General features: G+C 47.5%; 10 protein-coding genes. 4 read left to right on the forward strand and 6 right to left on the reverse strand.

What is annotated here, in order from left to right; genetic code table 11:
- Positions 1–52: 52 nt before the first annotated feature.
- The 6 genes from I6E38_RS12630 to I6E38_RS12655 all read right to left on the reverse strand — a co-directional run bounded on the left by I6E38_RS12630 (position 53) and on the right by I6E38_RS12655 (position 7,640).
- Positions 53–196 carry a hypothetical protein gene (locus tag I6E38_RS12630; RefSeq protein ID WP_235394330.1) on the reverse strand — a complete coding sequence of 48 codons (144 nt, stop codon included), beginning with the start codon at positions 194–196 and terminating at the stop codon, positions 53–55.
- Between the two features lie 162 nt (positions 197–358).
- Complete coding sequence (locus I6E38_RS12635) at positions 359–1,087, reverse strand: SDR family NAD(P)-dependent oxidoreductase (RefSeq protein ID WP_235394331.1); 729 nt, start codon at positions 1,085–1,087, stop codon at positions 359–361.
- A gap of 19 nt (positions 1,088–1,106) precedes the next feature.
- Positions 1,107–1,883, reverse strand: coding sequence for a class I SAM-dependent methyltransferase (locus tag I6E38_RS12640; protein WP_235394332.1), 777 nt, complete (start codon positions 1,881–1,883; stop codon positions 1,107–1,109).
- A gap of 37 nt (positions 1,884–1,920) precedes the next feature.
- The gene (locus I6E38_RS12645; protein WP_235394333.1) at positions 1,921–3,711 is read right to left on the reverse strand and encodes a 1-deoxy-D-xylulose-5-phosphate synthase; all 1,791 of its coding nucleotides are present in this window, start codon (positions 3,709–3,711) and stop codon (positions 1,921–1,923) included.
- Positions 3,712–3,840: 129 nt separating this feature from the next.
- Positions 3,841–5,190 (reverse strand): ATP-binding protein, encoded by a 1,350-nt coding sequence (locus tag I6E38_RS12650; RefSeq protein WP_235394334.1) that lies wholly within the window; start codon positions 5,188–5,190, stop codon positions 3,841–3,843.
- Between the two features lie 245 nt (positions 5,191–5,435).
- Positions 5,436–7,640, reverse strand: a complete 2,205-nt coding sequence (locus tag I6E38_RS12655; RefSeq protein WP_235394335.1) for a DPP IV N-terminal domain-containing protein — start codon at positions 7,638–7,640, stop codon at positions 5,436–5,438.
- A gap of 153 nt (positions 7,641–7,793) precedes the next feature.
- Between I6E38_RS12655 and mnmL the strand changes: the two genes are divergently transcribed.
- The 4 genes from mnmL (at position 7,794) to I6E38_RS12675 (ending at position 12,909) form a co-directional block, all read left to right on the forward strand.
- Positions 7,794–8,705, forward strand: a complete 912-nt coding sequence (mnmL, locus tag I6E38_RS12660; RefSeq protein WP_235394336.1) for a tRNA modification radical SAM protein MnmL/YtqA — start codon at positions 7,794–7,796, stop codon at positions 8,703–8,705.
- 272 nt (positions 8,706–8,977) lie between these two features.
- Positions 8,978–10,693, forward strand: coding sequence for a glutamine--tRNA ligase/YqeY domain fusion protein (locus I6E38_RS12665; protein ID WP_235394337.1), 1,716 nt, complete (start codon positions 8,978–8,980; stop codon positions 10,691–10,693).
- A 95-nt stretch (positions 10,694–10,788) separates the two neighbouring features.
- The gene (locus I6E38_RS12670) at positions 10,789–12,225 is read left to right on the forward strand and encodes a tetratricopeptide repeat protein (RefSeq protein ID WP_235394338.1); all 1,437 of its coding nucleotides are present in this window, start codon (positions 10,789–10,791) and stop codon (positions 12,223–12,225) included.
- A 42-nt stretch (positions 12,226–12,267) separates the two neighbouring features.
- Positions 12,268–12,909: a DedA family protein gene (locus I6E38_RS12675; RefSeq protein ID WP_235394339.1), complete on the forward strand. Its 642-nt coding sequence runs from the start codon at positions 12,268–12,270 to the stop codon at positions 12,907–12,909.
- Positions 12,910–12,990: the final 81 nt, after the last annotated feature.

Genomic DNA, 12,990 nt, shown 5'->3' on the forward strand with positions numbered 1-12,990 from the left:
TACAAAGCTGTTTTTCTAATGGCGGTCATTAGAAAAAGCTTCTTGTCATTTTCTAATGACCGATTTGGGATAATACTACATTGGCAAACGACAAAGGTTCTCCCTTAGCATCCATCACCTTGCCGGTGATATTCTGCGCCATCATCGGAGTCATAGCCGAGAGGCACAACGCTGTTATAATAAGTTTCTTGTTCATAATCACTTTACTTATGTTTTTCTGAGGGCAAAAGTAAAGGAAATGATAAAAAAGTATTTGACACAAAAGTGTATTTCTGATACAAATGGCTTAAGAATTACACTTTTGTGTATATAAAAAGAAAGAATCTATTTTGTATTTTTTCAAAATCATACAATAAAACTACTTCACAAACCTCAGTCTTGTCCACAACCATCGTGGTATCATTGCCCATGCTGCTACAAGCATGCGATAGCGCCAGTCGATTGTGACTGTCTCCTTGCCTTGCATCACAGCCTTGACTATAGATCGTGCAACACTATTAGCCGAGAGTTGCAAGGGGAAATGACTTCCAGCTATAAGGTCGGTAGCTACGAAGCCGGGACGGATGTCGGTGATATGGATACCGAGTCGGCGCATGCGCGACTGCTGTGCAAGACATTCAAGATAGTGCGACTGGAAACGCTTGGTGGCAGAATAAGCCGGTGCTGCACCCAATCCACGTGTGCGTGCTATGGAGGTGATGCAAGCTATCTGTCCACCTTTATTATTATTGGCAAACCAACTGTATGCTGCCGTAACCATACGTGTGAATCCCATGCCGTTGGTCTCCACGGTCTTCATCTCGCGGTCGATGTCAAGCTCGCAGTTCTCCCACCCTATTCCCGAACTATGGAAATAGAGATCCATACCGCCAAGCTCTGCTATAAGTTCATGAAGATGCTTGGGCGCAGCCTCATCCGTAACGTCTATCTGTCGATAAGCCTTTATGTTCTCGTTAGACCTTACTATCTCTTCAAGTCTATCAACACGTCGTCCGGCTACACCAACAAAGTATCCTCGCTCGGCAAGGAGACGAGCCACTTCGAGTCCTATACCCGAAGTGGCACCTATTACTATAGCTTTTTTCATTGACTCGTATACATATATATTATAACGGAACCCTCACTACGTCCACCACATGGCTGCCAGCTCCGATAAGGTCGGCACGCTCTGAGATACACTTCTGATATTCTATGAAACGGGCAAACGTCTCGTCGCTCATGCGATTGAGTCGTGTGCGCATATAGTCGGAAGCTCCATCGGGCGAGAAGATAGTGACACGTTCCAAACCTGCACATTCGTCCAGACGGTTGATGTCATCAATACGCACATAGTCGTATAACTCGTCGGGCTGGGCCTGTATGTGGAAGTTCTCATCAACAGCACCACGCTCCAACAATCCTTCTATACGGTCTTCGTCGAAGCAATACGACAGTATGCTGTACTCGTTCATCAAGTAAGCCACGAATATCAGTCCGCCAGGTTTGGTGACGCGTTTTGCCTCGTTAAGAGCCTTAAGCTTCTCCTCATCGCCAATGAGATGATAGAGCGGACCGAGCAACAGCGTAACATCTGCCATTGCTGTAGGCAGGAACGGCATGTTGCGTGCGTCGCCCTGCACAACATCGGCAGTAGGTTCACGCTTTAGAAACACCTCGATGTTGCGTCGCACCAGTTCTACTGCCTTCACCTTATAGCCTTCTGCCATAAGAGCCGAAGTGTAGCGACCAGTTCCTGCACCTATATCGAGCAGTTGCATGTCGGGAGTTATGAACCTACGCAAATGATGCATTGTGGTTTCAAACTCTACTATACCGTGTCTACGCTGCAAGCGAAGGTCTTCGGGATGCTTATTGTAATGTTTCTCTATATTTGATAATGCCATAATGCTATATTATTTCTTAACACTCGCCATTTAACACTTAACATTCAACATTAGCGACAACGTCGCTCACGATTTGCTCGTCGAGCAAACGGTTGTTCTTAAGCAACTGCTCTACATCGTATCTGTCGTAGAGTCCCTTCTTAACGCCACATACAAGCACCTTCATATCTGACGTACCATAATAAGAGGCTATGCGCTCGCCAAAGCCACCATCCTTGCAGCCGTCTTCAAGTGTTACCACAAGGTTATGGTTCGTCTTCAAGGCTTCGAGCGTATCGGCATCCACCTCATTAAGATAGCGAGGATTGATAAGCGTAGCGTCAATGCCCTTGTCAGCAAGCAGACGTACCACGTTCTCGCCCTTCTGATAGAACGAACCGGCAGCAATGATTGCCACCTTGGAGCCTTCGTGCATCACCTTATATTTTGACTCGTAGCAATACTCTTCATCCACTTTCTCCGTTGTATGAACAACTCCGTTGCTCGGCACACGAATGGCTATAGGCTTTTTGTCCTGAAGTATTGCCCAACGCATCATTGCGAAATATTCCTCGCATGTGGTAGGAGCGAGATAGATGAGTCCCGGAATGCTGCAAAGCATAGGTATATCGAAGAGGCAGATGTGGGTGATGTCGTTCATCGAGTTCACTCCGCCTCCTACTACATTGATTACGGCTGGATTGGAATTGATGCAAAGGTCTTGTGCTATCTGGTCGTAAGTGCGCTGGATGAACGTGCTGTATACCGTCCATACGGGACGTAGTCCACCCTTAGCCATACCCGAAATCATAGCGACAGCCTGCTCTTCGGCAATACCCATGTCAAGGTGTTGCGAGCCAGCCTGCTTGCGCTTGTCGGCAGTAAAGCCTGCTGCTGTAGGCGTTCCTGCTGTTACGGCGATTAGTGTCTTGTCATTCTTCATCTCGCTCAGCATCCAGTCAGAGAAGAGTTCGGGATATGTCTCGCATGGTTTTACCTCGGGCATTGTTCCATCGGCATTGCGAACCGGTCGACTACCGTCATCAAGATTGAACGGCATTCCCCAATGCCAAGCTTCCTTGTCGTTTACGGCAGGAGCATAGCCATGACCTTTCTCTGTGTGGATATGAACAACTGTAGGGCGGTCGGTATCCTTGACGCTACGGAACACTTCTATGAGGCGTTCTATGTCGTTGCCTTCCTCCAGATACTTATACTCAAATCCCCATGCCTTAAACCAGTTGTGCTCGCACTCGCCACGGCTCTCTCTCAGCGCACGCAGATTCTTATATATACCGCCATAGTTCTCGGCTATCGACATTTCGTTGTCGTTTACAACGATGATGATGCCCGTACCAAGCTCCGAAGCCTCATCAAGTCCTTCGAAAGCCTCACCGCCCGACAGCGAACCGTCGCCTATAATGGCTATGATATTCTCCTTAGTTCCTTTTACGTCGCGTGCCTTCTGCAGTCCGGTTGCAAGACTGATGGATGTGGAAGTATGGCCCACCTCAAAGTTGTCATACTCCGGGCACTCTGCCGGAGAAGAATATCCCGATATGGCATTCATATCGTCTACGTTGCCAAGAAATCCGGCTGCACGACCTGTCAATACCTTATGCGGATAGCACTGGTGGCTGACGTCGAATACGAACTTATCCTCTGGAGCATTGAACACATAGTGCAAGGCTACCGTTGCTTCTACAAATCCAAGGTTAGGACCTACGTGTCCGCCATGCTTGCTCACACGATTGAGCACGGCACGGCGCACTTCGTCGGCTACAATATTAAGTGTCGCGATGTCCATGCCTTTCAAGTCGGCAGGACTCTGAATCTTCTCTATATACATCGTTTATTGGTTTATTTGTTTGTTCGTTACAGTTTTACGCTGCAAAGATACTAACATTATTACATTAATGCTATACCACGATTGCGGAATATATTACCATTATTTCTATATATTTTATGCTCCTTACACTTATAATAAGGGCGTCATATAAAGCGGAAGATAGGTGATACCATCAACAACCTTATAATCGGCTGCATGTAAAACAGTAGGAGAGATCATATATTCTCCAAACTTCTTCATACACTTTGTTATGGAAGACAACGTGTAGTTCTTGCCACTTTTGACTTCTATCGGGCGAATATTATGGCGTGTTGTCACTTTGTCCTTTTGAAGCAAGAAATCTATCTCCATACGATTTTCGGCTTCTTCTGATGACTTACTATAGAAAAAGAGCTTATTGCCGCTGGCTGTCAACATTTGTGCCACAATATTCTCAATGAGCATCCCTTCATTCACCTCCAGCTTTCCAAAGAGAAGTTTCTGATAAATCTCTGACGATACAATACCCTTTTCATCAAAAGCGTGACTGATCAACAAGCCCGTATCGTTCATATAGCACTTCAGAGTAGTGCGGTCTTCGTTCATCTTCAGTCCGATGTTAGGTTCTGTCGAATTATAGCATATGTTGACGACTCTTGCATCCTTCAGCCAGAAGAAAGCATCGTCCCAATCACGATATTTAGCACCAGGTTTTAGAGCAGACAACCGGAACTTCTTCTCATGCTTAGACAGCTGAGGAGGAATCTGATCGAATATTGACACCACCTTATCGGCTATCTCACTTGCATAATTGAAGATGTCATTACGGTAAATGGTCAGCACGTCGCGCTTGGCGGCATCTACGGCATCGAAATCTTTCGTCTCAACATACTTCTTGACGGCTTGTGGCATACCTCCTACTATCATATAGAGACGAAACGCATCCATAGCCTGACGATGGAAAGCTTGTCCCATTGGCTTCTTTTCTACATACATTTTCCGTATTAAGTCCATCAGCATGTCATTACCGGTAGCCCAAAGAAACTCTTCAAAGTCCATTGGATACATCTGTATAGGGCGTTCTTCCGATGGTAGCACAATACCCTGTGTATTTTTCTTAATACTTACCAGCGATCCTGTCTCTATGTAATCGTATCGACCATCTTTTACCAGAAACTTGATGGCAGCTCTCGCCCTGGGACACAACTGTACCTCGTCAAGAATGATAAGCGACTTGCGTTCATATAGCCTCACCTTGTAGTGCTGACTCAGATAGAGAAACAGCATATCAAGGTCTTCCAGATACAGGTCGAACCAGTCTCTGACCATCTGTGGAGCCTTGTTGAAGTCGATGAGGATATATGACTCGTATTCATTCTTGGCAAACTCCTCTACGATATAACTCTTACCTATGCGCCGCGCACCCTCTACGAGTAGTGCCACTTCACCGTTTCTTTTCTCTTTCCACTCAAGGAGTTGTTGATATATTTTTCGCTTCATAGTAACATCTTTACACCTTTTTGAGATATTCAATCATTAAGTAATACACCTTTTTGAGATATTCAATCATTAAGTAATACACCTTTTTGAGATTTATTACAATGCAAAAATACACCTTTTCGAGATATTACACAAGTATTATATTGAAAATTTATTGGTGAAACAATAACATACTATATACAAAAACGGCAGACTCCCATCAGAGAGTCTGCCGTTTTTGTATTTTAATAGTTCAGCTGCTGTTTTTACTTCAGCTCTGTCATAAAGAACTGTGCCACCTGACGAAGCAGGTGGTTGCGTGTGTTGCCACCATAGATTCCGTGGTTACGGTTGGTGTAGAGCAGTTCGCGGAAATCCTTGTCTGCCTGAACCAAAGCTTCCGAATATTCGTACATGTTCTGCGGATGAACGTTGTCGTCGGCTGTTCCATGACAGAGAAGCAGTGCTCCGTGCAGTTTAGAGGCACGCTCTATAGGGTTGGTAGCGTAGCCGTCGGGGTTCTCCTTAGGTGTACGCATATAACGCTCTGTGTATACCGAGTCGTAGAAGCGCCAGTTGGTTGGAGGAGCTATTGAAACTCCGGCACGGAATACGGGACGACCCTCACTCATACTCATAAGTGTGTTGAATCCACCGTAGCTCCATCCCCAGATACCGATGCGGTCCTTGTCAACATAAGGAAGCGTTCCGAGATAGAGAGCTGTTTCCACCTGGTCGCGCGACTCAAGATCGCCGAGGTTGAGATATGTACACTTCTCGAATTCGGCACCACGTCCGCCCGTGCCACGTCCGTCAACGCTGACTACGATGAAGCCCTGCTGTGCAAGGTAAGAGTCGTAGGCTCCACCCTGACCCATCGAGCCTGCACTCCATGCGTTCTTCACCTGCTGGCTACCGGGACCGCTATACTGGTGCATGATGACAGGATAGCGTTTAGAAGCATCGAAGTCGAGCGGACGAAGCATCCATCCGTTGAGTGTTACACCCTCAGAAGTGGTAAACGAGAAAGCCTCACGCTTGCAGAATCCATAGTCCTTAATGGTCTGACGCAATTCACGGTTGTCCTGCAATGTAGAGATAACCTTGCCGGCACGTGTGCGTGTTGTATATACATAAGGTGTGTTGTAGTCGCTCCATGTATTGATGAAGTACTGATAGTCGCCCGAGAAGAGTGCCGAGTTCCATCCTTCTGCATCGGTGAGTCGCTCTATCTTGCCGTTCTTATGACTTACGTATACCTGACGGTCGGTAGCACCAAGAGCTGCTGCCTGATAGTATACGTCGCCAGTCTTGGCATCGAAACCATATACTTCGGTAATGTCGTACTTGCCACCAATTGTACGTTGCAACTTACCGTTCATATTGTATACGTAAAGATTCATATAACCAGAACGGTCGCTGGGCAAAAGGATATTGTTGCCTACAAACTTGATAGCCTCAACTGCCGACTCCTGCACATACTTGGGCACCGACTCCTTGATGAGGAGCTGGGCAACTGTGGTGCGAGGATTGACTGCATAGAGACAGAGCTGATCCTGATGACGGTTCATAGTGTACACTACGATGCGGTTGGGATCGACTGTCGACTTGATGCGAGGCATATAGCCGTCGGCATCAATGGGCACATTGAGGCGAAGAGTCTTGCGGCTCTTTATGTCATAGCTCCATGCTGTTACAACACTGTTGTCCTGACCTGCCTTAGGATACTTGTAAGAGTAGAATCCTGGATAGTCGGTATACTCCGAATGTTCGGGACGCATACCCTTGTACATCTGCAACGAATAGGTCTTTACCTTCGACTCGTCGTAGCGTATCCAGCAGAGCATGGTGCCGTCGGCGTTGAATGTAAGAGCGCGGTTGAATCCAAATTCCTCCTCGTTAACCCAATCGGGAATACCATTGATTACTTCATTGAACTTTCCGTCCTTAGTCACCTGTATCTCGGCGTTATCGTAAAGCAACTTTACAAGGAAGATGTTGCCCTCGCGCACGAATGCCACCTGCTGACCGTCTGCCGACCATGTGGGCACCTGCTGCGGACCGCCGTCAGAGAGACGCTCCAGTTTGCGCGAAGCTATGGTGTAGATATAATGTACAGCTGTGTATGATCGACGATAGATGTAGTTGGTCTTGGTCTGAATGAGCATACGTGTTCCGTCGGGCGACATTGTATAGCCATCAAATGATTTTATCTTTTCGCCCATGGTGTTGTTGACATCGAAAAGTACAGACAACTCACGGCCTGTCTTGAACGAATAGGTTACAATGCGCTTGCCGTCGTCGCTGATGCGGGCGTAGGTATCGGTGCCTTCAATGGGGTTGATGCCCGACACTACCTTAGGCGCAAACTTACTGCTTGTAACGTCGGCTATTGTGAGCTTCTGAGCCGCCGACACTGAAGATACAAACATCATAAGGAATGTTGTACAGATAAGGATTAAACGCTTCATTAGTTGTTAATTATTTAGTTATTTATTATTAATCGTATTGTCTTTAGGGGCTGATAGATATTGGCGAGGCATTGCAACGAGCCGCATGTCTATATTTTGCAAAGTTATAATTTTTTCCGTACATTTGCACTCCTAAACCAATAAGTTTTGTCAATGACGCCACAATTATACAACGACTATGGGGCTTGGATACGCAGCAAGTTCCCGTTTCGTGTGCAAAAAATATCTATTGATGCCGGATTTGCATGTCCCAACCGCGACGGACATGTAGGCATAGGCGGATGCACATTCTGCGACAACCGCACGTTCAACCCCTCTTATTGCCAACCATCGAAATCGATAGCCGAACAGATAAGCGAGGGCAAGGCGTTCTTTGCACGCAAATACACGGGCATGAAGTATCTGGCTTATTTTCAGGCTTACAGCAACACCTACGCATCAGTTGAAACATTGAAGCGCCGATACGAAGAGGCTTTGAGCCAGGAGGATGTTGTGGGTATAATAATAGGTACGCGACCCGACTGCGCAGGCAGCGAAGTGATGGACTATCTGGAGCAGCTGAACCGCCAGACTTTCATGATTGTGGAGTATGGCATCGAGTCGGTGTCGGACAAGACGTTGCTGCGCGTCAACCGCGGACACGACTTCGAGTGCTCACGACATGCTCTTGTCGAGACTCACAACCGTGGCATACTGACATGCGGACATATAATATTAGGATTGCCGGGCGAATCGGCTGAGGAGAACATAAGGCAATCCGAAGTGGTGTCAAATTTGAAACTCGACATTCTGAAACTGCACCAACTGCAAATTATAAAGGGCACGCAGCTTGCCGAAGAATATTGCCGCGAGCCGTTCAAGCTGTATTCCGCCGACGAATACATCGACCTTTGCATACGCTATCTTGAACGGCTGCGCAACGATATTATTGTAGAACGATTTGTAAGCCAGTCGCCTGCCGACATGCTCATAGCCCCCAAGTGGGGACTGAAGAACTATGAATTCACCAACCGCCTTGTGAATGAAATGAAGCGAAGGGGCACGTGGCAGGGACGACTGCTGTAGTTGAGAGTTGAGAGTTGAGGGTTGAGGATTGAGAGTTATGAAAACAAAATAATCGTACAGGAATAACGCTCAATCCACGTTTTTTGCTTAACTTTGCACATAATTATAACGACGTTTTGGCCGACCTATAACGACGGCTCGGCAAATGTACCCCTTTTGGCTCGCAAAAGGACTCCTTTTGGAGGGTAAAAGGACTACATTTGCAATCCAACGTTAGAACAACCCCGAAACTACTATAATATTAATAGGTATAAAACAAAAAACAATATATTATGTCAGTTACAGAAGAAAAACCGATAGAGGAAAAGAAGAGCCTCAGCTTTGTTGAGCAGCTCGTTGAGCAGGACCTTGCCGAGGGCAAGAACGGCGGACGCATACAGACACGATTCCCGCCAGAGCCAAACGGATACCTGCACATCGGACACGCCAAGGCCATCTGCATGGACTTCGGAGTGGCTGAGAAGTACAACGGTGTGTGCAACCTGCGCTTCGACGACACCAATCCTACAAAGGAGAACAACGAATATGTAGAGAACATACTTAACGATATTTCATGGCTCGGATTCAAGTGGGGCAACATATACTATGCTTCCGACTACTTCGACAAGCTGTGGGAGTTTGCCATCTGGATGATCAAGAACGGACACGCATACATCGACGAGCAGACTGCCGAGCAGATTGCCGAGCAGAAGGGTACTCCTACTACACCGGGTACAAACTCGCCCTATCGCGACCGTCCAGTAGAGGAGAACCTTGAACTGTTCAACAAGATGAACACTCCGGAGGCTGTAGAGGGCAGCATGGTATTGCGCGCCAAGCTCGATATGGCTAACCCCAACATGCACTTCCGCGATCCTATCATCTATCGCATCATACATACACCCCACCACCGCACCGGAACAAAGTGGAACGCCTATCCGATGTACGACTTCGCTCACGGACAGAGCGACTTCTTCGAGGGCGTTACACACTCTATTTGTACCCTGGAGTTTGTACCTCACCGTCCGTTGTACGATAAGTTTATCGACTACCTGAAAGAGATGCGCGGCGAGACCGAGAACATTCACGACTTCCGCCCACGTCAGATAGAGTTCAATCGTCTGAACCTCACCTACACCATGATGTCGAAGCGTAAGCTTCTGGCTCTCGTCAACGAGGGAGTAGTGTCAGGATGGGACGACCCACGTATGCCGACACTTTCGGGTATGCGCCGCCGCGGATACTCGCCTGAGTCAATACGCAAGTTTATCGACTCAATCGGCTATACCAAGTTCGATGCACTCAACGACATGGCTCTGCTTGAGGCTGCCGTTCGCGACGACCTCAACAAGCGCTCACTGCGCGTTTCGGCTGTGCTCGACCCGGTTAAGCTCGTTATCACCAACTATCCCGAGGGCGAAACTGAAGAGATGGAAGCTATCAACAATCCTGAGAACGAGGCTGACGGCACACACACCATTACCTTCTCGAAGAACCTCTGGATTGAGCGCGACGACTTCATGGAGGACGCTCCGAAGAAGTTCTTCCGTATGACTCCGGGTAAGGAGGTTCGTCTGAAGAACGCATACATCGTGAAATGTACCGGATGCACTAAGGATGCTGAGGGCAACATCATCGAGATTCAGTCTGAATACGACCCGACAAGCAAGAGCGGCATGGAAGGTGCCAACCGCAAGGTGAAGGGAACTCTGCACTGGGTATCAGCCGACCACTGCCAAAAGGCTCAGGTTCGTATCTACGACCGCCTCTTCACCGTGGCTGACCTGGGTGCCGACGAGCGCGAATTCCACGAACTGCTCAACCCCGACAGCCTCAAGACTATCGACAACTGCTATGTGGAGAACTATGCTGCTGAACGCAAACCGGGCGAATACCTGCAGTTCCAGCGCATCGGATACTTCATGGCCGACCTCGATTCTACAGCCGACAACCTCATATTCAACAAGACTGTCGGACTGAAGGATACTTGGGCAAAACAGAATAAATAATACTTCTTAATGTTTAGTGTTTAATGTTTAATGTTTAATTGGGCACACCTGTTATAACATTAAACATTAAACATTTTTCATTAAACATTGTTTAGATGGACAACAACAAGAAATATTTTGACAGTCCAGAATTCGGACGACTGCTGCAACGCTACGAACGCTCCCTGCAAATGGGCAAGGACGAATACTTCGAGAGCGACGAACTGTCGGACATTGCCGAATACTACTACGACAAAAAAGACAAACCAAGGGCAGAATACGTTCTCGACTATGCTATGCGGCTGCACCCTGGAGCCGTGCTTCCACTTGTTTTCAAGGCACGCATAGCGCTCATCGACGAGAAGAACATTGAAAAAGCCCGCTACTATGCTTCGCTCATCAGCGATGCGTACGACATCGACTGCCTCTATCTGAAGGCCGAAATAATGATAGCCGAAGACAAACCTGAGGAGGCAAACAGCTTCCTGCGCAACGCTATGGACAACATCGACGAGGACGATGTGCCCGACTTTGTGCTCGACGTGGCTACCATATTCATCGACTACGGACTCGCCGACATCGCTGCCGAATGGCTCGCCATGTCTGACGAAGACAATCTGCAAGACTATCGCGAAATCAAAGCACGTATAGCCTTTGCCAAAGGCGATTACGAAAAGAGCGAAAAGCTGTTTGAACAGTTGCTCGACGAAGACCCATACTCGGGCCGCTACTGGAACTCTCTGGCTTCTACGCAGTTTATGGGCAACCGCATCAACGACTCGATAACGTCAAGCGAATATTCCATTGCCATCAATCCCAACGACGAGGAAGCTCTGCTTAACAAGGCCAACGGCCTCTTCTCATTGGGCAACTTCAAGGAAGCACTCAAATTCTACGAACGTTTCCACCAGCTATGCCCCGACGAAGGAGCCGCAACTATGTTCATAGGCAATTGTCTGCTTAATATAGGAAAGACCGAAGAAGCACTGAAATACTATAAGGAGGCACTCGAAGCATTGAAGAAACAGAATCTCGGTACTACCGAAGTGCTGCAATGTCTCGCATTCACGTATTCACAGCTCGACCAACCCGACGAAGCGCTCGCCTGCGTCGACGAGGCAATGAAGCAACCCGATGCCAATAAGGACGAGATAACGATAGTGAAAGGACATATACAGCTGGAGAATGGTCATGTAAAGGAAGCGATACGCAGTTTCCTCAGTGCCCTGCAGTCTACATCATTCTCGCACGACATATTCTTCCGCATTGCCATCTCTGTATACGACTGTGGCTATCCTGCCATCGCCTACCGCATGTTCAAGTCGTACACCGACATGCACAACAACCAAGGCGACGAAGGAATGGCTTATCTTGCAGCCTGCCTCAAGACGCTCAATAAGAAAGCCGAATACATCGAATGTCTTAAAACAGCATGTCAGCGTAATCCTGCCGAGACAAAGAAGGTGCTTGGCGAGTTTTATCCCGAAACACTCGACCCGAAGGATTATTACGACTATGAGATTAGACACATGTCGGAAGGACACAACAATTAAAGTAACAAGGATAACAAAACCAATAATTAACACTATACAAAAATGAATTCTGCCGAACTTTTCCTGTGGATTCTCAACAACCTCAACTATTGGGTTGTAACGCTGTTTATGGCTATTGAGAGTTCGTTCGTTCCATTCCCGTCTGAAGTGATCGTACCACCGGCTGCATGGAAAGCCATGGACCCCGACAGCGGAATGAGCTTTATACTTGTAATAGTATTCGCTACTATCGGTGCCGACTTAGGTGCACTCATCAATTATTATCTCGCCAAATGGCTCGGACGTCCTATCGTCTATCGCTTTGCCGACAGCCGTATTGGCCATATGTGTCTCATCGACCGCGAGAAGGTAGAGAAATCGGAAGCCTTCTTCCGTGAACACGGTGCTGCTTCTACATTCTTCGGTCGTCTTGTACCTGCCGTACGACAGCTTATCAGCATTCCTGCCGGACTCTCTGGCATGCACCTTGGCAAGTTCCTGCTCTACACCACTCTCGGTGCCGGATGCTGGAACACGGTGCTCGCGCTTATAGGTTGGGGCATATACAAGTACACCAACTATAAGACAACGCATGATGTTTATCTACAGGCTGTGAAATACAGCCACGAAATAGGATACGTACTGCTTGGACTTGCAGCGATTGTAGTAGCATTCCTGATATACAAGGGAATGAAAAGAAAATAAAAAGCAATAAAAAGGGGGTGTGTCAAAATTCACACCCTCTTTTAAAATATCACAAAGCCCGAACTTTCACAAGCTCGGGCT

The organism is Leyella stercorea, assembly GCF_021531355.1.
Classification (GTDB): domain Bacteria; phylum Bacteroidota; class Bacteroidia; order Bacteroidales; family Bacteroidaceae; genus Prevotella.

Bases quoted from the DNA above. Each gene is read 5' to 3' on its own strand.
- I6E38_RS12630 (WP_235394330.1), bottom strand. From the start codon at position 196: ATGAACAAGAAACTTATTATAACAGCGTTGTGCCTCTCGGCTATGACT.
- I6E38_RS12635 (WP_235394331.1), bottom strand. From the start codon at position 1,087: ATGAAAAAAGCTATAGTAATAGGTGCCACTTCGGGTATAGGACTCGAA.
- I6E38_RS12640 (WP_235394332.1), bottom strand. From the start codon at position 1,883: ATGGCATTATCAAATATAGAGAAACATTACAATAAGCATCCCGAAGAC.
- I6E38_RS12645 (WP_235394333.1), bottom strand. From the start codon at position 3,711: ATGTATATAGAGAAGATTCAGAGTCCTGCCGACTTGAAAGGCATGGAC.
- I6E38_RS12650 (WP_235394334.1), bottom strand. From the start codon at position 5,190: ATGAAGCGAAAAATATATCAACAACTCCTTGAGTGGAAAGAGAAAAGA.
- I6E38_RS12655 (WP_235394335.1), bottom strand. From the start codon at position 7,640: ATGAAGCGTTTAATCCTTATCTGTACAACATTCCTTATGATGTTTGTA.
- mnmL (WP_235394336.1), top strand. From the start codon at position 7,794: ATGACGCCACAATTATACAACGACTATGGGGCTTGGATACGCAGCAAG.
- I6E38_RS12665 (WP_235394337.1), top strand. From the start codon at position 8,978: ATGTCAGTTACAGAAGAAAAACCGATAGAGGAAAAGAAGAGCCTCAGC.
- I6E38_RS12670 (WP_235394338.1), top strand. From the start codon at position 10,789: ATGGACAACAACAAGAAATATTTTGACAGTCCAGAATTCGGACGACTG.
- I6E38_RS12675 (WP_235394339.1), top strand. From the start codon at position 12,268: ATGAATTCTGCCGAACTTTTCCTGTGGATTCTCAACAACCTCAACTAT.